This is a genomic window from Lentzea sp. NPDC058436, from assembly GCF_042721515.1.
Taxonomy (GTDB): Bacteria; Actinomycetota; Actinomycetes; order Mycobacteriales; family Pseudonocardiaceae; genus Lentzea.
In genome coordinates this window covers 1,320,291-1,341,674 of sequence record NZ_JBHXLF010000002.1, presented here as the reverse complement: position 1 = coordinate 1,341,674, position 21,384 = coordinate 1,320,291, and the positions used below count along the sequence as shown (strand labels likewise).

Sequence of the window (21,384 nt, the reverse complement as noted above, 5' to 3'; positions counted from 1 at the left end):
GCGCGCCCGCCCGGGCCGGGCCGCCCGCATCGCCGCGGTCGCCCACCGGCTCTCGCCTCTGTTTACCCGCCCGCGGCCCCCCCCCCCGGCGGGGGGCGCCCCCGCTTCTCGTTGGGAGATCAGGGGTTTCCGGCCCGGGCCGCCCGGTCAGGAGTGGACGGGGATCTGCTCGTAGATCACCTTCCACTCGTAGGAGCCGACGAACCCGTTGGCCCACAAGGAGTTCACGCGCGCCGCCTCGGTGGCGTTGGGCGAGGCGACGGTGCACGACGTGCCCGGACCACCGCCCGACATCAGCTCCGAGCACGGACCGCTGTAGTGGTCGGGCAGACCGAGGGCGTGCCCGGTCTCGTGCGCGGTGATGCGGGTGACGTAGTACTGCCGCGCCTGCGTGTAGTCGATGAAGATCGTGCCGCTGCCGTGGCCGTTGGTGGAGGCGTACGAACCGCGCGGGTCATTGCCCTCGCGATAACGCAGGGTGGCCGCGCTGCGGTTCTCCACCAGCTTCACGTTGGACACCCGCGCGTTCCAGTTCGCCGCGCCCTGACGAATGGCACTCGCGAACGTGGGTGCGCTGCTGGTGTCGTAGTAGACGTTGACCGCCGCCGCGGTGATCGGGGCCTCCGCGGCCGACGCGTGGCCGGTCAGGGGTGCGACGACGGTCGTGGCCGCGGCGAGCGCGACGGACAGGACGACTTTCCTGAACATGGGTTCTCCTCGCTTGCAGGGTGCGAAGAATGGAACCTCGGGGTTCCGCCACCCAACGTAAGGAAGGGCGTCGCGCCCACTCGCCCGCCATTGGCGTGAAGCGTTTCGGCGCTCTTGACGGTTGACGATTCCCGTTATTCGGATGAATGCGGTGAAAGACTTGCAAAGGGGGCGAATACCCGTCACGGTGCGTCAACCCCCACCGGGCAGCTGCACGACAGGGCCTTCTACTGCTTTACTATTGAACTAGTAAAGCAGTGAGGGGCTACCGTGTTCGTCTTCCGGCTCGACACCCACTCCGGCGTGCCGCCGTACCTGCAACTCGTCCAGCAGGTCCGCCAGGCGGTGCTGCTGGGCTTCCTGCGGCCCGGTGACCGCCTCCCGCTCATCCGCGAGGCGGTCGAGGACCTGGCGATCAACCCGAACACCGTCGCCAAGGCCTACCGGCAGATGGAGCAGGAGGACCTGGTCACCGGCAGGCCCGGCCAGGGCACGTTCGTCAACGAACAGCAGTCGGCCGCGGTGCCGGCGTCGACGTACACGTCGCTGCACCGCGGCCTGGCGACCTGGTTGCGCCGCGCCTACGCGGCCGGCCTCGACGAGCAGGCGGTCAACGCGCTCTTCGCCTCCGTGCACCAGCAGACGAGGAACGAGGGCGTGGCGTGACGGCGACCGGGTTCGCGCTGCGCACCGACGGCGTGGGCAAGCGGTACCGGAAGGGCTGGGCGCTGCGCGACTGCACCCTGGCGCTGCCCGCGGGTGGCGTGATCGCACTGGTCGGGCCGAACGGCGCGGGCAAGACCACGCTGCTGCGCCTGGTCGCCGGGTTGCTGGCGCCGAGCACCGGCACCGTGGAGGTCCTCGGCCACGACGTCACCGCCAGCACCCCGCACACCCTGTCCCGGATCGGGTTCCTGGCCCAGGACCACCCGCTGTACAAGCGCTTCACGGTCGCCGAGATGCTCCGCTTCGGCCGCGCCTGCAACCTGCGGTTCGACCAGGGGCTGGCCGAACGGCGGCTGGCGAAGCTGGGCATCCCGCTCGACCGCAGGACCGGCACGCTCTCCGGCGGGCAGCAGGCCCAGGTCGCGCTGGCGCTGGCCCTCGCGAAGCGGCCGGACCTGCTCGTCCTCGACGAGCCGGTGGCCAGCCTCGACCCGTTGGCCAGGCACGAGTTCCTCCAGGTCCTCATGGGCGCGGTGGCCGAAGGCGGGGTGACCGTCCTGTTCTCCTCCCACGTCGTGCACGAGCTGGAACGCGTCTGCGACCACCTGATCGTGCTCAACCACGGCAGGGTCACGCTCACCGGTGACATCGACACCCTCCTCGCCGAGCACCGGCTGCTCGTCGGCCCGCGCACGGACACCGACCTCGACCGGTCGGGCGCCGTCGTGGAGGCCGTCCACAGCGACCGGCACACGACCCTGCTGGTGCGCGACGGCGCGATCCCGGCCGCGCCGGGGTGGCAGGCCAGGCCGGTCGCGCTGGAGGACCTGGTGCTGGCGTACCTGCGCCGGCCGGGGGTGACGGCATGACGTGGTTGCTCTGGCGCCAGCACCGGACCGAGGTCTGCGTACTGGGTCTGCTCGTCGGCGTGTTCGGCATCGCCCTGCTCGTGCTCGGGACGCAGGCCCACGAGCTGTTCCCCGGCGGGCCGGCCCGGTGCGCGGGACTGGCCGGCGTCGACGAGGCCTGCACGGCGTCGTTCCGCCGGCTCGACGACGAGTACGGGTTCGTCGAGAACCTCCTCGCGGCCTTCTACCTGATGCCCGTCGTCATCGGCGCGTTCCTCGGCGCGCCACTGCTCGCGCGCGAGCTGGAGGACGGCACCTGGCAGCTCGCCTGGACCCAGGCCGTGCCGCGGATGCGCTGGCTGGCGGCCAAGCTCGTGGCGCTGGCGGGCGTCACCGTCGCGCTCACCGGGACGTTCACCGCGGTCCTCACCTGGTTCCGCCGGCCGTTCGACGCGTGGGAGGGGCGCTTCCAGTACGACGCCTTCGACCTGCAGGGACTCGTTCCGGTGGCGTACGCCCTGTTCGCGTTCGGCGTCGCCACCGCCGCCGGGGCGGTCCTGCGGCGCAGCCTGCCCGCGTTCGGCGTCGCGTTCGGGGCGTTCCTCGCCGCCAGGATGGGGGTGGCGCTGCTGGCCCGTCCCGCGTACGCCACGCCGCTCACCACCACGGAGGCGATCCCCGTCGGTTCGAAGGATCGAGCCTCCGGCGTCGCCGACTGGGTGATCGAACGCGGCTACGCGGACGCCACCGGGCGCAGGCTGAGCTCGACCGAGCACTCCGAACTGGAGGCCGCCGCCGACCGGGCCGGCACCGACCTCGACCGGTTCCTGCACGCGCGGGGTGTCCAGCGGTTCGAGGTCTACCACCCGGCCGACCGGTTCTGGACGTTCCAGATCATCGAGGCGGCGCTGTTCGTCGGCGTCGCGGCGGTCCTGATCGGCGTGGTGGTGTGGCGGGTGCGGCGCCGCGTGATCTAGCGGCCGTCACAGGTTCCGCGCGACCTCCGCCAGCCGTTCGGTGAGAAAAGCGCGTTCGACCTCGTTGTCGGTCAGCGTCAGCGCTTCCTCATACGCTGTCACGGCTTGCGGCCAGTCCTCCAGCCGACGCAGGAAGTCGGCGCGGGTGGCGCTGAGATACCCGTACGTGGCGAGCGCCGGATCGGCCAGCAACGGCGTCAGCGCGTCCAGTCCGGCCCGCGGCCCGTCGCGCATCCCGACCGCGACGGCGCGGTTGAGCTCGACCACCGGGGACGGCCACATCCGGAGCAGGACGTCGTAGAGGCTGACGATCTCCGCCCAGTCGGTGCCGGCCCAGCTCGGCGCTTCCGCGTGCAGTGCCGCGATCGCGGCCTGCAGGGCGTACCGGGTCGGCGGCCGCCGCAGCAGGGCCTCGGTCAGCAACGACTGCCCCTCGGCGATGAGCTGCCGGTCCCAGCGCGAGCGGTCCTGTTCGGACAACAGCAACAGGCGTCCGTCAGCGGTCGTCCGCGTCTCCTGACGCGCCGATATGAGCAGCAGCAAGGCAAGCAGGGCGCCGGCCGCCGCGTTGGCCGGCATGAGCAGGTGCACCAGGCGGGCCAGGCGGATCGCGCTCCCGGTCAGGTCGCGGCGCACCAGGTCGGCACCGAACGGCGCGGTGTGCCCGGTGGTGAAGATCAGGTGGACGACCTCCAGGACGGCGCCGACCCGCTCCTCCAGCTGGTCCGGACCCGGTACGCGGTAAGGGATCCGCGCCGCGGCGATCTTCCTCTTGGCCCTGGTGATCCGGGCGGCCATGGTGGCCGGTGGCACCAGGAACGCGCGCGCCACCTCCGGTGTGGACAGACCGCAGACCAGCCGCAGCGTCAGCGCCACCTGGGCGTCCACCGACAGCGCGGGGTGGGTGCACGTGAAGATGAGCCGCAACCGGTCGTCGTCCAGGACGTCCTCGGGCCCCTGCACCGTCTCGTCCGCGACCAGCAGAGGCATCCGGCGCCGGAACGCCGAATCACGGCGCACCACGTCGAGGGCCCGGTTGCGGGCGGTGGTCGTCAACCAGGCACCCGGCCGATCCGGAACACCCGTCGCGCCCCACGTCTCCAGGGCTTGCGCGTACGCGTCCTGCACGCACTCCTCAGCCAGGTCGAGATCCCGGGTCAGCCGCGCGGTGGTGCTGAACACCCTGGTCCAGTCGCGGCGGTAGGCCTCGGCCACCGCCGCGACGACCTCGTCCCGCGGGTCGCTCACCCGCGCTCGACCACGGGACGGATCTCCAGGCCGCTGTGCGCGTAGTTCAGCTCGGGCAGCAGCCCGGCCAGCTCCAGCACCTCGTCCAGGTCCGCCGCTTCGAGCAGGTAGTAGCCGCCGAGCCCTTCCTTGGTCTCCAGGAACGGGCCGTCGGTGGTGTGGACCCGGCCGCTCGCGTCCGCGCGCAACGAGGTGGCCACGGGAGCCGGTTCGAGCTGCTGACCGTCGAGAAAGCGAGCGCCGGCCTTGGCCACGAACGCCGCGTGGCCGGCGTTGTGCGCCTTCCACTGCTCGTCGGTCATCGCGTCCCACTGCTCGGCGTCGCCGTAGATGAGGATCATGTACTTCGCCACGTCGTCAACCCCTCGGGTGCGGGCCCCCTCGGTGGGCGGCCTCCACCCTACGACGAACCGGGCGAGCCGCAGATCGACAGTTCGCGCGGGACATCTGGGGCTGGTTTTCGCACAGCCCGGCTACAGGTTGGTGACGCTCCACACGCCGCACGCCATGCCCGGAGACGATGGCGGCCAAGCCCCTGCCGACGCGCACGGGTCAGACCGCGGGCAACACCGCCTGCATCGGCATGAGGGAACGCTTGTGACTCGACTTTCCACCGCAGTGGCGGCACTCGTGATGCTCGGACTGGCGGGGTGTGGCACGCAGCCCGCGGCCACCCCTCCTGCCAGCACAACACCGCCTACCAGCGCGACGTCCGAGTCAGCCGGCGCGGACATCCCGCCGAGGCCGGACGCGCCGACCACGAAGGCCTACCTCGACGACCTGCGGGCGATCGACCCCGCCATCGTGGACGAGAAGAACACCGACAGGGCCGTCGTCATCGGACGCTTCCACTGCGCGAGTGTGAAGTCCTTCCCCACAGACCAGGTGAAGCTGATCGACCTCACGAACAAGCGGTTCACGGAACCGGGTCACGGTGCCGGATTCGGCGAGGAGAAGGCGGAGAAGATCCTCGCCGTCGTCCGCGAGCACATCTGCCCGACCTACTAGGACACCATGGCTCGTTGCCAACGTCCGGTCTCATGTGGACCGGGCGGAGAGACCACCGTCGACCGGCAGGCAGACGCCGTTGACGTAGGCGGCGCGGTCGGAGGCGAGGAACACCGAGGCGTTGGCGACGTCGTGCGGCGAACCCATCCGGCCCGTCGGGCTCGCCGCGTGGCGGGCGCCGGGGTCGGCGGTGACCTGACGGGCCACCATCGGCGTGTCGATCAGCCCGGGCAGCACGGCGTTGGCACGGAGTCCGTCGCGGGCGTGGGTCAGCGCGAGCGAGACGGTCAGCTGGTTCAGGCCGGCCTTGGCCGCGCTGTAGACCGGGTAGACGTAGCCGGTGTCGCGGATCGCGGCCAGCGACGACACGTTGACGATGGCGCCGCGGCCAGCCGCGAGCATGTGCGGGATGGTGTACCGGCAGGTGAGGTAGGCGCTGGTCAGGTTGACCGCGATGCCGTGGTTCCACGTGTCGAGGTCGGTGACGGCGAGTTCGCCGGAGACCGCCGCGCCCACGTTGTTGTGCAGCACGTGCGGCGGCCCCATGGTTCGCACCACCAGCTCGATCGCGGCGCCGACGTCGGCTTCCACCGTGACGTCGGCGGTGACGGCGAGCGCGGCACCCCCGGACGCGGTGATCGCCTTCGCGACTCGTTCGGCTTCGGCGGTGTCGCGGTCCACAGCGGCCACCAGCGCCCCCGCGCGGGCGTAGGCCAGTGCCGCGGCCTCGCCGTTGCTCAGGCCGTGGCCGCTGGAACCCGCGCCGAAGACGATCACCACACGGCCGTCCAGCTCGCGTTCGCTCATCGGTCAACGATGACGCCGCCCCGCGCCCCGCCCCACCGTCCGCCGACGAGGAACGGCCGGGACGGATGCTCCGATTGTAGAATCCGGCGCATGACGAGCACGGCCGTGCCCGAACTGATCAACGCCCTCGCCACCGACCTGTCGCGGTCGGTCGTGGTGAACGACCCGGCCATGCAGATGCTCTACGCCAGCCCGCACTACGGCGACGAGGACCCCGTGCGCATCCGGGCAGTGCTCGACCACGTCGCCGAACCCGCCGCCCGCGGGCACGTGCTGGCTCAGGGGGTGTCGACCTGGACCAGGGCCGGACTGATCCCCGCGAACGAGGCGATCGGCATGCACGCCAGGGTCTGCGTGCCGGTGCGCTGGGAGGGCGCGCTGCTCGGCCTGCTGATGGTGATGGACGCCGACCAGTCCATGACCACCGCGGAACTCGCCCAGGTCAACGAGTCCGCCAGGGAGCTGGCGCTGGTGCTGCACACCGAGACCGGCCGGGCGGCGTCGGCCGGGAACGACGACCAGACCGTGCTCGACCTGGCCGGTCCTGACCAGTCCGCTCGGCGGGCCGCTCAGCAGGTGGTGCACGCGAGCGGCCGCGCCGCACGGTTCGCCGTGGTCACCGCGGTCGAGATCGCCGTGGCGGGCACTCGCACCACGACGACCCCGCACATCGAGGTCGCGTTGCGCCACGCGTTGTCCGGCCCACGGCGGGCGGCGCCGACGGACCAGCTGGTCTCGGTGACCGGCGACCACGCCGTGGTGCTGCTCGGCGCGTCGGAGCCGGCCGAGTCGCTGACCGCACGGATCACCGGCGTGCTCGACCGCGTCCACGAGATCGCCCTCGGTCACTTCCGCTGCGTCGCGGGAATCGGCAGCACCGGCCCCGGCCTCACGCACGCCGTCACTTCGCTGCGGCAGGCCTCGCTGGCGCGTCGCGCGGCGGCCCTCGGGTTGCGCGGACCGGTCGCCGGATGGTCGGAGCTGGGTGTTCTCGGGCCGCTGCTGTCGATCCCGGACGCCGAGCTGACCGAAGCGGTGCTGCCCGACGAACTCCACAGGTTGCGCGCGGCCGACGCGGACGGCCAGTTCACCGAGACCGTGCGGATGTACCTCGACGCGGCGGGCAACGGTCCCCTCGCCGCCGAGCGGCTGCACGTCCACCGGACCACCCTCTACTACCGGCTCAGCAGGCTCCGGCACCTGACCGGCCTGGACGTGGTGGGCGACGGGCCGACGCGGCTCGTCCTGCACCTCGGGCTCGTCCTGGCCGACGTCATTCGACAATCGGAGCACGCCGAGGGGTGAACTCTCGTCGGACGGCGGTGGTGGTCCAGGTGACGCCGGTCCGAGACTGCTCGGCATCCTGGCCGACTCGACGAGGAGATCGCCATGCCCACCTTCAGCACCAACGACGGCGTCACGCTGACCTACCAGGACTCCGGCGGCTCTGGCAGCGACGTCCCGCTGGTGATGCTGCACGGCTGGGGCCAGACGCAGGCGATGTTCCGCCACCAGCTCGGCGGTCTGGGCGACCGCAGGGTGATCACCTTCGACCAGCGCGGACACGGCCTGTCGGACAAACCGCACCACGGTTACCGCATCGCCCGGCTCGCCCAGGACTTCGTCCAGCTGCTCGACCACCTCGGCCTCGACCAGGTCGACGCGCTCGGGTGGTCGATGGGCGCCTCCGTGCTGTGGAGCCACATCGACCACCACGGCACCACCCGGTTGCGCCGCCTCGTGATCGTCGACCAGCCCGCAGCGGTCGCCGCCGTGCCGTGGATGTCGGCCGCCGAGCAGACCGAGTCGGGCGCGATCTTCGACGTGGCCGGGCTCCTCACCCTCAACGGCGATCTGCACGGACCGGACGGCGCGACGGTCCGCGAGGCGTTCGTCCGCTCGATGTTCTCCGGTGACACGGACCCCGAGGTGTGGGAGTTCGTCGCGAACGAGATCACCGCCACTCCCGCCCGCGCGGCGGTTCCACTGCTGTTCGACCACTGCGCCCAGGACTGGCGAGACGTGCTGCCCCGCATCGACGTCCCGACCCTGGTCCTCGGTTGCGACGGGAGCCACGTCAGCCCGGACTCCCAGCGCTACATCGCCGAGCGGGTCCCCGGCGCCGAGCTGCACGTCTTCCCCACCACCGACGCGAGCTCCCACTTCGTGTTCCTGGAGAACCCGACGGCGTTCAACGCGGTCCTCGACAAGTTCCTCAGCTGACGGCACCGATCTCCTGACGCTGATCACCCGTTCCCGGCATGATCGGTCACAACACCTGTGCCGGCACCGAGGAGAGAGCGTGACCACCGCACCGTTGCCCGAGACCGACTTCTCGCCGTTCCTGCGCACCGACTTCACCGATGACGAAGCTTGGCAGGCGTTGCTGGACGAGACCGGTGAAGACTGGGTGACGGTCGTGGCCGATCCCGGTCATCGAGGGCTGTCCGCGGACGAACTGGTGGCGCTGGTTCCGCAGGGCCGTCGCTACCCGGTGCTCGTCGTGGCGGACGACGTCACCTTCGGCTCCACCGAACGCTCGCTGCTGCTGATCGACGTCCTCCAGAAGCCCGGCCGGACGTTCCGGGTCGCGATCGACGAGTTCCAGTCCGTCATCGGCAACCTGGCGATCGACAACCTCTGCTTCGACGACTACCTGGACTCGCTCGGCGGCGCCGAAGTCCACCGAACTTCCGAGCGGCACCTCCAGGCGTTGGCCGAGCTGCAGTCGTACAACGGGACGACCCCGCAATCCTGAGCTCGCGACACGGAACCGCCGTTCACACCGAGGACCGGATCTTGCGCACGATGTCGTCGCCGAAGAGCTTCGTCTCCTCGACCGTGTGAGCACGAATGGCCAAGCCGAGGAAGGAGATCGCCCCGAGGAACCGCAGCACTGGAGGCATGGTCAGTTCGACGGTGCAGCGGAACTCCGACGTGTCCTCGGGGCGCGCCTCGACGGCCATCGTCCAGCGGACCTGGATGGTCGCCGGAAAGAGGTGGAACAGGTACACGCGGCTGCGCTTCGACAGCATCTCCACGCGGGCCGGTGCCGCGGAAAGCTCCTGGTAGTGCTGGACGATCAGATGCCCGCCGATCGCCTCGACGTTGACGGTGCCGCGGGTCCCGTCCTGCACGAACGTCCCCGCGGCGCGGTGCCCCCGCGCGCAGGCCTGGTACTCGGCGTCGGACAGCGTGAAGAGCCAGTTCTCCAGGTCGACCCGCTCGGCGGGGACGTCCAGGGTCACCACTCCGGTGTGCTTCATGTTCCTCACCTTTCTCAAGAATTCGGGCACGGTTCAGCGCCAATACGCCATGAATACAGAAGAGCGCAGCTGGGATTCGTCGCGAACAATCATCGCTAAACAGCTGTTAGGCGAACTGTACCGTGAAGCCAAACAGCTGTAAAGTGATGGCATGGACCACACCGCGGAGCACCAGCGCAGGCCCAACCCGCGAGGGGCTGGCGGCGAACTGCGCACGGAGATCGTCACCGCCGCCCTCCGCCTGGTGGAGGACACCCCCGATCCCTCGGCCATCACCCTGCGGGGCGTGGCGCGCCAGGCCGGTGTCACGGCGCCCTCGATCTACTCGCACTTCGAGAACCTCGACGCCGTCATGGCGGCCGTGGTCACCCTGGCGTTCGACAGGCTGCACTCCTACCTGGACGACGCGAAGGCAACGCGGCACGACGCGGTGGGGCGGCTGCACGCCCTATGCCGGGCCTACGCGGCGTTCGCCGTCGAGAGCCCCCGGCTCTACAACCTCCTGTTCAACCAGGAGAAGGTGGCGCTCCTGCGCCAGGTCGAGTCCGGCGTGGTGCCACCGAAACAGGTGGACACGATGCCGGGCGCCCACGCGTTCGGAATGCTCGTGCAAGCCGTCGCCGCCTGCGTGAAGGAAGGCACCTCCACCAGCACCGACCCCCAGCGCGACGCCACTCTGCTGTGGGCGGCGCTGCACGGCTACGTCACGCTGCTGCACACGACCGCCGACTTCCCCTGGCCGAGCCGCGACGACGTGCTCGACCAGTACGCCCGGCACCTCGCACACCTCACCGGTTGACCGGCACGGTGTTCCTGGTCAAGCCTTTGCCGACACCGCCGCGCGGATGGACTCGGCGACCATGGCCATGGTGGTGCGAGCGCGGACGGGGTTTTCGGTGAGGAAGTAGTGGTCGGTGCCGGGCGTCTCGTCGTGACGAACCGGTACGCCGGCCTCCCGCAGGCGAGCGGAGTAGCGGCGGCCGTCGTTGCGGAGCACGTCGCGTTCGGCTGTGAGCACCACAGCCGGTGGCAGGCCCGACAGATCCGTTGCCAGCAAAGGAGAAGCGTACGGATCAGTCCGGTCGATGGGGTCCGGGAAGTAGACCCGCCGCACGAGCCGCCGCAGCTCCGGCGTGATCATGCCCGGCTCGTCGTAGCCGTGTTCGCCGTGGAAGTCGAGGACGGGGATACCTAGCACCTGCAACGCGGGAAGCCACCGTCCTCCGTCGCGGGCTTGCAGACTGACCGAGGCCGCGAGGTTGCCGCCGGAGGAGAACCCGCCGACCGAGATCCGGCCGCCGTCCAGCCGCAGTTCACCGCCGCCCGCGGCTGCCCAGGCCGCGACGTCGTGGCATTGGTGGTGGGCGACGGGATAGGTGACGTACGGCGCGGCGCGGAAGTCGACGTTGAGCACGGGGACGTTGGTGGTCGCGGCGAGGTAGCGGCACCACCAGTCGTCCATGAACGGGTAGCGCATCAGGAACGCGCCGCCGTGGAAGTGGACGTGCGCGGCGCCGGGCACCGGTTCCGAGAGCGGCCGGTAGACGTGCACGCGGACGCGGCCGTGCCGGGTGGGCACCCGGATCAGGCGAGGCCGGGGCAGATCGGTACCGGCGAAGCGGAGCACCTCGCCGTAGCGCACGGTCCAGCGGGCGGTGGCGTGCATCGTCGCCGCGGCGATCCGGTCACTGAACTTCACACAGGGTCCTTCGTTGCTGTGCGCCTGTCGGATCGGTTTCAGCCGAGCAATGAGAAGTCCCCGTGCGTCCGGTTCCAACCGCGGACGCACGGGGACATGCGCGGCGCCGGCCCGAACCGGCTGAACCGCATCTGGCGGATCCGCACACAACAGATCCGTGCCAGACGCCCCGCCGGATTGGTATGACATCGCCGTGCACCTGACGAGGTGACTCGAAGTCCACTTCGGACTCGACGTGATCAGGCCAATCCGTTCGTCGAACGGCTTCGAACCACTGCCGTGAAACCGGGAACGCCGAGTGCGATCAACCCGCACCTGCAGACCGGTGCCCACGCCCTCGGCGCGTTGCCGGACGCCGAGCGAGCCGAGTTCGAGGCGCATCTGAGCGGCTGCCGGAACTGCGCGGACGAGGTGGCCGGGTTCAGCGAGACCGCGGCCCGGCTCGGCCGGGCGGTGGACCACCTCGTCCCGTCGGACCTCCGGCCACACGTGCTGCAGGCGATCCGCGACGTGCGGCAGACACCGCCGGCGTACCGGTTCGAGAAGGTGCACTCCCAGCGCCAAGGCCTCAGCCGCGCCGCCGCACTCGTCGCGGCCGCCTGCGTGGTCGCCGCCGGGGTGGCCGGCGTGAACAGCGCGCTGACGTCGCCGACGGTCATGCCGGTGGCACCGCCGCCTCACACCCAGGTCGGTGATCTGCTCGCGGCGCCGGACATGCGGCTCGTCACTGCAGGAGTGTCGGAGGGTTCCGCGGCGATCTCCCGCGACCGGGACGAGATGCTCGTCCTCGCGAACGGTCTGCGCGCGCTGCCGCGCGACCAGGTCTACCAGTTGTGGCTGGTGGACGAGCACGGTCCGCGGTCGGCGGGCACCACGCGTCCGGCGGGCGAGATGACCTCGCTGTTCGTGCGCGGGATAGCGGGCGCTCGGGAAGCGACTTTCACCGTCGAGCCTGCCGATGGCTCACCGAGCCCGACGAGCTCTCCCGTCCTCACGGTGGTCCTTCGCTGAATCAGACGCAATCCGGGTCGGGTGTCGCGCCGAATCCCCGTGCGTGACCGATCACATTCTCGTCATCGGATACGGCGACACCGGACGCTGCGCGGTGAACGCGGTGCTGGCGTCCCAGCCGGACGCACGACTGACCGTGCTGGACAAGGACTTCTTCGCGGTCGCCGAGGCAGCGGCCAACGGTGCCGACGCGGTCGTCGGCGACGGACGGGACAGATGCGCGCTGGACGAGGTCGCCGCCGGTGTCGCCGACCGCGTGGTCGTGGCGGTCCCCGACGACCTCAACGCGTTCCTGATCATGAAGTCGATCCGGCGCCTGAACCCCGAGGCCGTCGTCGTGGTGATCGTCCGCGAACCGGAGAACCACTCGATCTTCGTGTCCGAGGAGGCCGTGACCGTCCACGTGCGACAACCGGACGACCGGAAAACGTGAAAAATCCGGGAACCGCATCGCAGTGCGGTTCCCGGAGTCGCGGTACTGCTGCCCTGGAGATGTCAGGCGGGCATCAGGACCGAGTCGATGAGGTACACGGTGGCGTTGGCGGTGTGCACGCCGCCGCAGATCACGTTGGCGTCGTTGACCTTCAGCGCGTCCTTGGTGCCGGTGACCTTCACAACGCCGGTCTCGACGGACTTCTGGTCGCCGACGATCTTGTCGGGCGTGATCTGGCCGGGGACGACGTGGTAGGTCAGGATCTTGGTCAGCAGCGCGTCGTCGGTCTTCAGCTTCTCGATGGTCGCGGCGTCGATCTTGGCGAACGCGGAGTCGACCGGCGCGAAGACGGTGAACTCGGCGCCGTTGAGGGTCGAGACCAGGTTGACCTTCGGGTTGAGCTTGCCGGAGACCGCGCTCACGAGGGTGGTGAGCAGCGGGTTGTTGGACGCGGCGACGGCGACCGGGTCGGCGGCCATGCCGCTCACGGAACCGGCGCCGGACGGGACCTGCTTGGCGTAGTCGGCACAGCCGGGGCCGACGAGGTCCTTGGCCGGGTCGGCCATCGCGGCCGACGAGGACGCGGTCGTGGTGGGCGCGGCGGCGGTGCTGGAGCTGCCACTGCTGGCCATGTCACCCGAGCCGCACGCCGCGCCGAACAGGGCGAGCGCGGCGGTGCCGACGGCGAGGACGGTATTGCGGACGGACTTGTTCATGACGGGACATCTCCAGGGAGTGTTCGGTTGGTGTCGCAGGTGATTCGCCGCTCCCAGCGGAGCGGATGGGTGCGGTTATCGACCCGTTACCAAAAGATCCACAAACCTCGCACCACCAGCGCGAACAACCCGACGTCCGCCCATTAGATCCACAGTGGACGGCGAGCTCGGTTCACTCTTTCGTGTTCGCAAGCACATTCGCGGCACGGCAATCCGCCACGCGATCGGTCGCGAAGCACTGACATCACGCACTTCCGTCAACCCGAGTAGGGCCCAGACATGTTGACCCTCGCACTGATCGGCCTGATCGGCGGCCTGGTCACCGGTATCTCGCCGTGCATCCTGCCCGTCCTCCCCGTCATCTTCTTCTCCGGCGGCACGCAGAGCGCCCGCTCGACGACACCGGGGACAGGCGGGGTGGCCGTGGCGACCAAACCGGCGTCGCGTGCCCGGCCCTACCTCGTCATCGCCGGTCTCGTCGTCAGCTTCAGCCTCGTCACGCTGTTCGGCTCGCTGCTGCTCACGGTGCTGAACCTGCCGCAGGACGTCCTGCGCTACGCCGGAATCGTCGTGCTCGTCCTGATCGGCATCGGCCTGATCGTGCCGCGCTTCGAGCAGCTGCTGGAGAAGCCGTTCACCTGGATCCCGCAACGCAACCCCGACGCGAGCCGCGGCGGCTTCACCCTCGGCCTCGCCCTGGGCGCCGTCTACGTGCCGTGCGCCGGCCCGGTCCTCGCCGCCATCACCGTGGCCGGCTCGACCGGCAGGATCGGCACCGAGACCGTCGTCCTCACGCTCACCTTCGCCGTCGGCGCCGCGATCCCGTTGCTGATCTTCGCGCTCGCCGGGCGTCGTGTCGCCGAACGCGTGCAGGCCTTCCGCAAGCGCCAGCGAGGCATCCGCATCACCGCGGGCGTCGTGATGATCGCGCTCGCTCTCGGCCTGGTGTTCAACCTGCCGCAGCTGTTGCAGCGGGCGATCCCGGACTACACGGCTTCGTTGCAGGACAAGGTGAACAACTCCGAACAGGTCAAGAGGGCGCTGAACCTCGGCGGTCTGGTCAACGACCAGAACAAGGACCTCGACAAGTGCTCCGACGGCGCCCCCGACCTGGAGAGCTGCGGCACCGCACCGGACATCACCGACATCCAGCAGTGGGTCAACTCCCAGCCGCAGGAGCTGAAGTCGTTGCGCGGCAAGGTCGTGATGGTCGACTTCTGGGCCTACTCCTGCATCAACTGCCAGCGCTCCATCCCGCACATCGTCGCCTGGGACAAGGCCTACCGCGACGCCGGCCTGCAGGTCATCGGCGTCCACTCCCCCGAGTACGCCTTCGAGAAAGAACCGGCCAACGTCGAGGCCGCCGCGAAGAACTTCGGCATCACCTACCCGGTCGCCCTGGACAACAACCTCAGCACCTGGACCAACTACCGCAACCGCTACTGGCCCGCCCACTACCTGATCGACGCCCAGGGCACCGTGCGCCACATCAAGTTCGGCGAAGGCGACTACCAGGTCACCGAGAAACTCATCCGGCAGCTGCTGAACGACGCCAAGCCCGGTGTCCAACTCCCGGCCGCCACCGAACTGGCCGACGACACCCCGGTCGTTGGCGACATCACGCAGGAGACCTACCTGGGCTCCACCAAGCGCGTGAACTTCGCCGGCACCGAGCAGTACACCAGCGGCGAGAAGTCCTTCCAGTTCCCGCAGAACCAGGGAACGGACTCGTTCGCCCTCGACGGAGCCTGGAAGCTCGACACCCAGTCCATCACGCCCACCGGCGACTCCGGGCGGATCAAGCTCAACTACCGCGCCAAGGAAGTCCGGATGGTGTTGTCCGGCAAGGGAACCGTCACCGTCCAGGACGGCGGCCAGACCAAGACCGTCCAGGTCGACGGCACCCCGAACTCCTACCAGCTCGTCCTCACGCCCACGATCCAGGGCGGCTCGCTCACCGCGACCGTCAGCCCCGGCGTCCAGGCCTTCTCCTTCACCTTCGGCTGATCAGGAACACCACCATGGAACTCGACGACGTGACTGCGGAATCCTTCGACAGCGAGGTCTTGGGCGCGGACAAGCCCGTCCTGGTCGACTTCTGGGCCCCGTGGTGCGGACCGTGCAAGCAGCTCAGCCCGGTCGTCACCGGCCTCGCGGAAGAGCACCAGGACAAGATCTCGGTGGTGAAGGTCGACATCGACGCGAACCCCGACATCGCCGTCCGCTACCAGGTCCTCAGCATCCCCACGCTCATGCTGTTCTCCGGCGGCGAACCCGTCGCCACCCTCACCGCGCCCCGCAAGCGCGCGGACATCGTCAAGGCGCTGTCCACCTGGCTCTGAACACCAGCAGAGACGACGTGACCCCGGCAGCCACCAGGCCGCCGGGGTCATCTCGTGTCCAGGCCATGTCCACGGCTACGCCGAACCGGACCTCGCCCTGGCCGCGATCACCACCGCCACGAAGGTCAGGCCCAGCGCGATCCACGTCGCGACGGCGGTCCGGAACCCCACGGCGAGATCGACCCCCGCCGCTCCCAGCAGTTGCCCGGACACGCTCGCCAGGCCGAAGAGCAGCACCCCGGTGTGCGAGACGACCGCGGCCGCCACCACGATCAGGCTGATCCCGATCAGACCCGCGCTGTAGAGCCACGGCTCGTGCGGGAAGGTCCCCGCCGGCAGGCCGCGCGCCGCCACCTCCACCAGGAACACCACGGCCAAGGTCAGCACCGCCACCACGAAGTTGAGCAACGTGGCCGCCATGACGGAACCGGCCGCGGCCCCGACCCTGCCGTTCACCGCGGTCTGCCAGGCGAGCGCCGCCCCGGCGACCAGCGGCAGCAAGATCAGGAACAACCCCTGCGCATCGAGCTTGCCGCTGCCGGCTATCGCGACCGCCGCCACGCACACCGCGGCGGCTCCGATCCGGGCCCTGGTCACCGGGTGCCGGCCGCTGGGCCCGAGCCCCCACCGGTCGATCAGCAGACTGCCGGTCGTGTTGCCCGCGACGACCGCCACGGTGAACACCGCGACACCGAGCGAACTGACGCTCAACCCTTGGCTGGCCACGAACAACGCGCCGCACATCCCGCCGAGTCCGTGCCACCAGCGCAACCTGCCCGTGCGGAACGCCGCCCTGAGAGCCCCGAGCGCACGGCGGCCGGCAGGCAGCGCGGGGATCACGGCAGCGAGCAGGACCAGCCCGATTCCCGTCGTGACGAGCGGAGCGGCGATCCCGTCGTGCAGGCGGGCACCGAGTTCTCCGTTGAGCCGGGCCTGGACGGCGCCTCCGGTGTTGACCACCACCGCGACCACCACTGCGGCCGTGCGCGTCGAACTGTTGACATCGATCACTTGACGGGAGCAAACCACACTACTTCTCAGCGCCGGCGATCAGGGCGACGAGGGTGTCGACGAGCTCCTCGGCCGAGGTGTTCCACTTCTCGCCCTTGAGGTGATCGGCGACCTCCATCCCCGCGATGCCGGTCACGCTCGCGATGAGCAACGCCCCGTACCGCTGCGCGTTCCGCTCACCGACGAGGTCCAGCAGGATCGCCACGAAGTCGTCGTGGCTGGGCTGGGCCGCCCGGTACAGCGCGGTCGGGTCGGCGGGCGGGTCGCTGAACATGAGCCGGAACAGGTGGGGCTGCCGGCGGCCGACGTCGACGAGGCCGACCAGCGCGCCCCGCAGCTTCTCCGCCGGCGGGATCGAGGCGTCGGCGCGCAGCGACCGGACGGTCTCCGCTAGCCGCTCCCAGGCGCGCGTGCCCACCGCAATCAGCAGCGCCTCCTTGTCCTCGAAGTGCCGGTACGGCGCGCCGCGCGTCATGCCTACGCGCCCGCCCACCGCGCGCAGCGTCACCGCCTCGGGGCCGCCCTCGTCGAGAAGGTCCGCGGCCGCGTCCAGCAGCGCACGGCGGGTGGTTGCCGCGGACTCCGCACGAGTGGTCATGTGGGCCAGGTTAGCCGCACGTGATGACACGGTCATCCGAAACTGTTGACAACGTCATCGCAAATGCGGACCCTCGGAGAGGTGACAGTGTCATCCAAGAACCAGCTCGTCGTCGTGACCGGGGCGTCCACCGGGATGGGCGCGGCCACCGCGAGAGAACTCGCCCGTCAGGGCTTCCACGTGCTGGCCGGCGTCCGCCGCGACAGCGACGGTGAGGCCGTCCGGTTCGACGGCGTCGAGCCGGTGATCCTCGACATCACCCGGCCCGACCACATCGCCGCACTCGTGGCGCGCGTCGACGACGACGAGCGCCCGTTGCACGCGCTGGTCAACAACGCGGGCATCCCCGGCGCGAGCCCGGTCGAGCTGACGCCGCTGGACCAGTGGCGTCAGCTGTTCGAGGTGAACCTCTTCGGCCACGTCGCGGTCACGCAGGCGCTCCTGCCGGCTCTGCGGCGCGGCAAGGGACGTGTCGTGAACGTCAGCTCGATGAACGGCAAGATCTCCATGGCGGGCTACGGTCCGTACGCCGGCACCAAGTTCGCACTGGAGGCGGTCAGCGACGCCCTGCGCCAGGAACTGGCTCCCCAGGGTGTGCGGGTGGTGGTCGTCGAACCGGGTGGTGTCCAGACCGAACTGGCCGCGCGCGGCACCTCGGCGGTGCACACCGCGGTCGGCGAACTGACTCCCGCCCAGGAAGGCCTCTACGGGCCGCTGCTGAAGGCGTTGCCCTCGCACATCGCCGCCTTCACCAAGTCCGGGGTGACGTCAGCGCACGCGGCCGAGCGCATCGCCAAGGCCGTGACCGACCGCAAGCCCCGCATCCGCTACACGATCGGCCGCGACGCGGGCATGCTCATCCCGCTTGCCCGGTTCCTGCCCGATCGCGTGCTGGACCGCGTTCTCGGCGCCATCCTGCGCCCGCACTTCCCGCGCCCCTGAACGGCAAAACGCCCGCCCCGCGCCGGTTGAGGCGCGAGGCGGGCGTCCGGAACCTGATCAGCCGCGGTGCCACTTCTGGTTGGCGCCGCCGACGCAGTCCCACATGTGCAGGACGGCGTCGTTGTTCGGGTTCCACTCCGCGATGTCCACGCACTTGTTCGCCTGCGGGTTCACCAGGTCACCCGCGCCGGACAGCACGAACTGCTGGGCGGGGTTGCCGGAGCAGGTCGCGATCTGCACGGCCGCGCCGTTGTCCCGCGAACCCCACGCCACGTCCACGCACTTGTTGTTCTCCGTGCGCAGCGTGCCGTTGACCCACTCGAACTTCTGGTTCGTGCCACCCGTGCAGTTCCACACGATCAGGCGCTGGCCGTCGGCGAAGTTCCAGTTCGGAACGTCGATGCACTTGCCGTGCCAGTCGCTGACGATGCTGCTGAAGCTGCCGGTGGGCGGAGGCGTCGAACCGCCGCTGAACGGGGTCAGGATGATCCCGGCCGAGCGCGGGTCGCCGTCGTGCACCAGCGACTCCTGGGCCTGCACGTCGTCGAACGCGAACCCGTACGCCTTGCCGTCCACCATGTTCTGGTGCACGAGCTTGGAGTAGTGGTTGGTGATCGCGCCCTGGTAGAAGTCCGCGGGGCCACCGCCCGGCTGGGTGGTGATGCGGTCGAGCGTGGTGCGGTGCAGCGCGGCGCACAGCGTGCGTGCGATCGGGCCCACCACCTGGTCGTTGGGCGCGTGCAGCGCGCCGTCACAACCCCACACGTTGGACGTCGACGGCTTCGCGAACGACGCGACCTGCTGGCCGGCGGAGTTCGTGAAGTTCATGGTGTTGCCCGACGTGCGGCCGAAGTACTTCACGTCAGGACGGTCGCCGAACGGCTGCACGGTCAAAGTCCTGCCCGTGTAGGAGTTCCACGCCTGCGTGATGTACGGGTCGAGATAGTTGCGGTCGAAGTTGCCGACGTCGGCCGCCTTGCCCGGTGCCAGCACCCGCAGCACCGTGCCGTCCGAACGGGACATGATCGACCCGCCCCAGCCGGACTGGTTGCGGATGCCGTTGATCACGGCGTCACGACCGCCGGACTTCAGCTCACCGGTCTTCTTCGTGACACCACTGGCGCCCGTCACGGTGACCGCGTGCGGCACCGCGAACATGTCCACCTGCGAGCTGTTGAGCCACAGACCCGCGTCGTTGTAGGTGAACTCGCTCCAGTCGAACAGGATTCCGCTGTTCGGGTCGCCGCCCGCCCACGGCGCCGGCTGCACCAGGCCGTCGGGCGTCAGGAAGAACTTCAGCTTCTCCCCGAACGACATGTACACGCGACCCGAGATGAACCGCGGCACGCGCAACGTGGCGGTGCCACCCTGGCCAGGACCGGCGATCGACACGTCCGGCGCGGGCGTGGGCGGGTTGCCGCCCGGCGACCACGGCGTGAACGCTCCCGCCTGGTTGACGTACCCGAGACGTCCGTTGCGGATGTCGGTGCCCAGGACGTACAGGTGCACCGCCTCGGATCTTCCGCTGTTGTTGGTGACGTTGAGCGGCAACAGGTCAGGACCGATCGCCTGAACCGGTGTCACCGCGATAACCGCCGACGCGGTCGCCGCCACTGCGGCGAGCGCGCTCAACCACTTCGTTCGAGTGCGCATCTGGCTCCTTGTGCAGGGACGCTCTGCCCACACCGACCGTCGACCGTTGTCAGGGCGGTCGGCGGCCTCTGGACCGAGAAATGGTCCAGACCGGTTATGAGAGCGCTTCCATGGTCGGTCGCCGATGCGATTTCTGTCAATACCGGGCACGGCCGCGCGCGCCCGTTCGGGCAATCCGCGGCGGCGGAGGCTCAGCGGGACGACGCGCAGGAGTTTCGGCGGAGGCCCGGTCCGCGAGAACGGGCAGGAGTTTCGGCGGAGGCCCGGTCCGCGAGGACGGGCACGAGCTCCACGGAGGTTCAGTCCGCGGGCGCGGGCAATCGGCGGGCGCGCTCAGTCCGTGAGCGCGGGCAGGAGCTTCGCCGTGATCTCCCCGAGGCGGGCGACGTCCTCGTCGGTCAGGTGGTCGAAGACGAGGCGGCGCACCTCCGCGAGGTGGCCCGGCGCGGCGACGCGCAGGAACGCGTGGCCCGCGTCGGTGAGGCCCGCGACCAGGCCGCGCCTGTCGGTGGCGCAGGCCCGGCGTTCCACCCAGCCGCGTTCCTCCAATGCGGACACCGCGTGCGAGAGCCTCGTCGTGGTGGTGCCGGTCTTGCGGGCGAGCCGCGTCATGCGCATGCTGCCGCCGGGCTCGGCGCTGAGCATGGCGAGGATCCGGTAGTGGGCGTGCGTGAGGCCGGCGTCGTCGCGCAGCTGCCGGTCCAGCGCGGTCGGCAGCAGCATCAGGAGCTGCGTGATGTGCAGCCAGGTGGTCATCTCGGCGGCCGTCAGCCACCGGGGTTCCGCGGGTCGGACGTCGGTCACCCCGTCATCCTCCCTTCTCGCGGACCGGACGGGCACGGCGAGCCCGCTCACGCCCGGACGGTCAGCAGCAGGTCGTCGATCGGCAGGCGCACGCGTGCGGCGGTCTCCCGTCCGGCGAACGGTTCGGCGAGCCGGGCGGGTTCGCCGCGCAGGCCGACGGCGACGACCACGAGCGGTGTCACGTCGTCCGAGAGCGCGGACGTGAGGCGGTCGCGGTCGAAGCCGCCCATCTGGTGCACCGCGAGGCCTTCCGCCTCGGCCTGCACCGACAGGTGCGCCACGGCCTGGCCCGCGTCGTAGACGGCCCACGGCTGGGCGGCGCCGTCGGTGCCCGTCGTGCGGGCCGCGACGACGACCAGCGCGGACGCGTCCCGCGCCCAGACCTGGTTGCCGCCGGCCAGGGTGCCGAGCACCGCACCGTGCTCGGCGGTGCCGCGCCGGGCCACGGCGAACCGCCACGGCTGCGTGTTCGAGGCGCTCGGCGCCCACCTGGCCGCCTCCAGCAACGCCGTCAGCTGCCCGTCCGCGAGCTCGTGGCCGGGGTCGAACGCGCGGGAGCTCCACCGCGCCGACAGCAGCGGGTGCACGGGCACGTCGGTCGAGGCGTTCTTCTCTGCCACGTCGATCATCTTCAGTCCTTTGTGGAG

At 70.2% G+C, this 21,384-nt stretch carries 25 protein-coding genes; 13 read left to right on the top strand and 12 right to left on the bottom strand.

What is annotated here, in order from left to right; genetic code table 11:
- Nucleotides 1-147: 147 nt before the first annotated feature.
- Nucleotides 148-708: a snapalysin family zinc-dependent metalloprotease gene (locus ACFWN2_RS13355; RefSeq protein ID WP_382427306.1), complete on the bottom strand. Its 561-nt coding sequence runs from the start codon at nt 706-708 to the stop codon at nt 148-150.
- 270 nt (nt 709-978) lie between these two features.
- On the opposite strand from ACFWN2_RS13355, the gene ACFWN2_RS13350 reads away from it, so the two are divergent.
- The 3 genes from ACFWN2_RS13350 to ACFWN2_RS13340 are packed head-to-tail and all read left to right on the top strand — an operon-like array spanning nt 979 to nt 3,199.
- Nucleotides 979-1,374 (top strand): GntR family transcriptional regulator, encoded by a 396-nt coding sequence (locus ACFWN2_RS13350; RefSeq protein ID WP_382427305.1) that lies wholly within the window; start codon nt 979-981, stop codon nt 1,372-1,374.
- Nucleotides 1,371-2,243: an ABC transporter ATP-binding protein gene (locus ACFWN2_RS13345; RefSeq protein ID WP_382427303.1), complete on the top strand. Its 873-nt coding sequence runs from the start codon at nt 1,371-1,373 to the stop codon at nt 2,241-2,243. Before ACFWN2_RS13350 ends, ACFWN2_RS13345 begins: the two co-directional genes overlap by 4 nt.
- Nucleotides 2,240-3,199 (top strand): ABC transporter permease subunit, encoded by a 960-nt coding sequence (locus ACFWN2_RS13340; RefSeq protein WP_382427301.1) that lies wholly within the window; start codon nt 2,240-2,242, stop codon nt 3,197-3,199. Before ACFWN2_RS13345 ends, ACFWN2_RS13340 begins: the two co-directional genes overlap by 4 nt.
- A 6-nt stretch (nt 3,200-3,205) precedes the next feature.
- On the opposite strand, the gene ACFWN2_RS13335 is transcribed toward ACFWN2_RS13340, so the two are convergent.
- Nucleotides 3,206-4,447, bottom strand: a complete 1,242-nt coding sequence (locus tag ACFWN2_RS13335; RefSeq protein WP_382427299.1) for an RNA polymerase sigma factor — start codon at nt 4,445-4,447, stop codon at nt 3,206-3,208.
- Entirely contained in the window at nt 4,444-4,800 is a 357-nt protein-coding gene (locus ACFWN2_RS13330) for a YciI family protein (RefSeq protein ID WP_382427298.1), read from the bottom strand. Before ACFWN2_RS13330 ends, ACFWN2_RS13335 begins: the two co-directional genes overlap by 4 nt.
- Nucleotides 4,801-5,044: 244 nt before the next feature.
- Here ACFWN2_RS13330 and ACFWN2_RS13325 point away from each other — a divergent pair, with 244 nt between their 5' ends.
- Nucleotides 5,045-5,455: a hypothetical protein gene (locus tag ACFWN2_RS13325; protein ID WP_382427297.1), complete on the top strand. Its 411-nt coding sequence runs from the start codon at nt 5,045-5,047 to the stop codon at nt 5,453-5,455.
- A gap of 30 nt (nt 5,456-5,485) precedes the next feature.
- On the opposite strand, the gene ACFWN2_RS13320 is transcribed toward ACFWN2_RS13325, so the two are convergent.
- The gene (locus tag ACFWN2_RS13320; RefSeq protein WP_382427295.1) at nt 5,486-6,262 is read right to left on the bottom strand and encodes an SDR family NAD(P)-dependent oxidoreductase; all 777 of its coding nucleotides are present in this window, start codon (nt 6,260-6,262) and stop codon (nt 5,486-5,488) included.
- 90 nt (nt 6,263-6,352) lie between these two features.
- On the opposite strand from ACFWN2_RS13320, the gene ACFWN2_RS13315 reads away from it, so the two are divergent.
- From ACFWN2_RS13315 to ACFWN2_RS13305, 3 genes are all read left to right on the top strand, one after another.
- On the top strand, nt 6,353-7,567 hold the full coding sequence (locus ACFWN2_RS13315; RefSeq protein ID WP_382427294.1) for a PucR family transcriptional regulator: 1,215 nt from the start codon (nt 6,353-6,355) through the stop codon (nt 7,565-7,567).
- Between the two features lie 84 nt (nt 7,568-7,651).
- A complete protein-coding gene (locus ACFWN2_RS13310) occupies nt 7,652-8,485 on the top strand; it encodes an alpha/beta fold hydrolase (protein WP_382427293.1) in 834 nt (277 codons plus the stop codon).
- Between the two features lie 79 nt (nt 8,486-8,564).
- Nucleotides 8,565-9,020, top strand: a complete 456-nt coding sequence (locus ACFWN2_RS13305) for a DUF6924 domain-containing protein (RefSeq protein ID WP_382427292.1) — start codon at nt 8,565-8,567, stop codon at nt 9,018-9,020.
- A gap of 22 nt (nt 9,021-9,042) precedes the next feature.
- On the opposite strand, the gene ACFWN2_RS13300 is transcribed toward ACFWN2_RS13305, so the two are convergent.
- Nucleotides 9,043-9,528: a hypothetical protein gene (locus ACFWN2_RS13300; RefSeq protein WP_382427291.1), complete on the bottom strand. Its 486-nt coding sequence runs from the start codon at nt 9,526-9,528 to the stop codon at nt 9,043-9,045.
- Nucleotides 9,529-9,679: 151 nt separating this feature from the next.
- Here ACFWN2_RS13300 and ACFWN2_RS13295 point away from each other — a divergent pair, with 151 nt between their 5' ends.
- Complete coding sequence (locus ACFWN2_RS13295; protein WP_382427289.1) at nt 9,680-10,327, top strand: TetR/AcrR family transcriptional regulator; 648 nt, start codon at nt 9,680-9,682, stop codon at nt 10,325-10,327.
- An 18-nt stretch (nt 10,328-10,345) separates the two neighbouring features.
- Here the strand turns inward: ACFWN2_RS13295 and ACFWN2_RS13290 are convergent, their stop codons facing one another.
- Nucleotides 10,346-11,227: an alpha/beta hydrolase gene (locus tag ACFWN2_RS13290; RefSeq protein WP_382427287.1), complete on the bottom strand. Its 882-nt coding sequence runs from the start codon at nt 11,225-11,227 to the stop codon at nt 10,346-10,348.
- Between the two features lie 279 nt (nt 11,228-11,506).
- Here ACFWN2_RS13290 and ACFWN2_RS13285 point away from each other — a divergent pair, with 279 nt between their 5' ends.
- Together ACFWN2_RS13285 and ACFWN2_RS13280 are read left to right on the top strand one after the other, a co-directional pair.
- Nucleotides 11,507-12,238 carry an anti-sigma factor domain-containing protein gene (locus ACFWN2_RS13285; protein WP_382427285.1) on the top strand — a complete coding sequence of 244 codons (732 nt, stop codon included), beginning with the start codon at nt 11,507-11,509 and terminating at the stop codon, nt 12,236-12,238.
- A gap of 43 nt (nt 12,239-12,281) precedes the next feature.
- The gene (locus ACFWN2_RS13280; RefSeq protein ID WP_382427283.1) at nt 12,282-12,671 is read left to right on the top strand and encodes an NAD-binding protein; all 390 of its coding nucleotides are present in this window, start codon (nt 12,282-12,284) and stop codon (nt 12,669-12,671) included.
- 62 nt (nt 12,672-12,733) lie between these two features.
- On the opposite strand, the gene ACFWN2_RS13275 is transcribed toward ACFWN2_RS13280, so the two are convergent.
- On the bottom strand, nt 12,734-13,387 hold the full coding sequence (locus ACFWN2_RS13275) for a fasciclin domain-containing protein (protein WP_382427282.1): 654 nt from the start codon (nt 13,385-13,387) through the stop codon (nt 12,734-12,736).
- 279 nt (nt 13,388-13,666) lie between these two features.
- Here ACFWN2_RS13275 and ACFWN2_RS13270 point away from each other — a divergent pair, with 279 nt between their 5' ends.
- Both ACFWN2_RS13270 and trxA read left to right on the top strand, forming a co-directional pair.
- Nucleotides 13,667-15,394: a cytochrome c biogenesis protein DipZ gene (locus ACFWN2_RS13270; RefSeq protein WP_382427280.1), complete on the top strand. Its 1,728-nt coding sequence runs from the start codon at nt 13,667-13,669 to the stop codon at nt 15,392-15,394.
- Nucleotides 15,395-15,408: 14 nt separating this feature from the next.
- Nucleotides 15,409-15,729: a thioredoxin gene (trxA, locus tag ACFWN2_RS13265; RefSeq protein ID WP_382427279.1), complete on the top strand. Its 321-nt coding sequence runs from the start codon at nt 15,409-15,411 to the stop codon at nt 15,727-15,729.
- 75 nt (nt 15,730-15,804) lie between these two features.
- Here trxA and ACFWN2_RS13260 read toward each other — a convergent pair whose 3' ends face one another.
- Together ACFWN2_RS13260 and ACFWN2_RS13255 are read right to left on the bottom strand one after the other, a co-directional pair.
- Complete coding sequence (locus ACFWN2_RS13260; RefSeq protein WP_382427277.1) at nt 15,805-16,740, bottom strand: DMT family transporter; 936 nt, start codon at nt 16,738-16,740, stop codon at nt 15,805-15,807.
- A 19-nt stretch (nt 16,741-16,759) separates the two neighbouring features.
- Nucleotides 16,760-17,338 carry a TetR/AcrR family transcriptional regulator gene (locus ACFWN2_RS13255; protein WP_382427276.1) on the bottom strand — a complete coding sequence of 193 codons (579 nt, stop codon included), beginning with the start codon at nt 17,336-17,338 and terminating at the stop codon, nt 16,760-16,762.
- Nucleotides 17,339-17,419: 81 nt separating this feature from the next.
- On the opposite strand from ACFWN2_RS13255, the gene ACFWN2_RS13250 reads away from it, so the two are divergent.
- Complete coding sequence (locus ACFWN2_RS13250; protein ID WP_382427275.1) at nt 17,420-18,280, top strand: SDR family oxidoreductase; 861 nt, start codon at nt 17,420-17,422, stop codon at nt 18,278-18,280.
- A 57-nt stretch (nt 18,281-18,337) separates the two neighbouring features.
- Here the strand turns inward: ACFWN2_RS13250 and ACFWN2_RS13245 are convergent, their stop codons facing one another.
- The 3 genes from ACFWN2_RS13245 to ACFWN2_RS13235 all read right to left on the bottom strand — a co-directional run bounded on the left by ACFWN2_RS13245 (nt 18,338) and on the right by ACFWN2_RS13235 (nt 21,366).
- Entirely contained in the window at nt 18,338-19,933 is a 1,596-nt protein-coding gene (locus tag ACFWN2_RS13245; RefSeq protein ID WP_382427273.1) for a beta-1,3-glucanase family protein, read from the bottom strand.
- 333 nt (nt 19,934-20,266) lie between these two features.
- Nucleotides 20,267-20,737: a MarR family winged helix-turn-helix transcriptional regulator gene (locus tag ACFWN2_RS13240; RefSeq protein WP_382427272.1), complete on the bottom strand. Its 471-nt coding sequence runs from the start codon at nt 20,735-20,737 to the stop codon at nt 20,267-20,269.
- 47 nt (nt 20,738-20,784) lie between these two features.
- The gene (locus ACFWN2_RS13235) at nt 20,785-21,366 is read right to left on the bottom strand and encodes a nitroreductase family protein (protein ID WP_382427270.1); all 582 of its coding nucleotides are present in this window, start codon (nt 21,364-21,366) and stop codon (nt 20,785-20,787) included.
- Between the last annotated feature and the right edge of the window lie 18 nt (nt 21,367-21,384).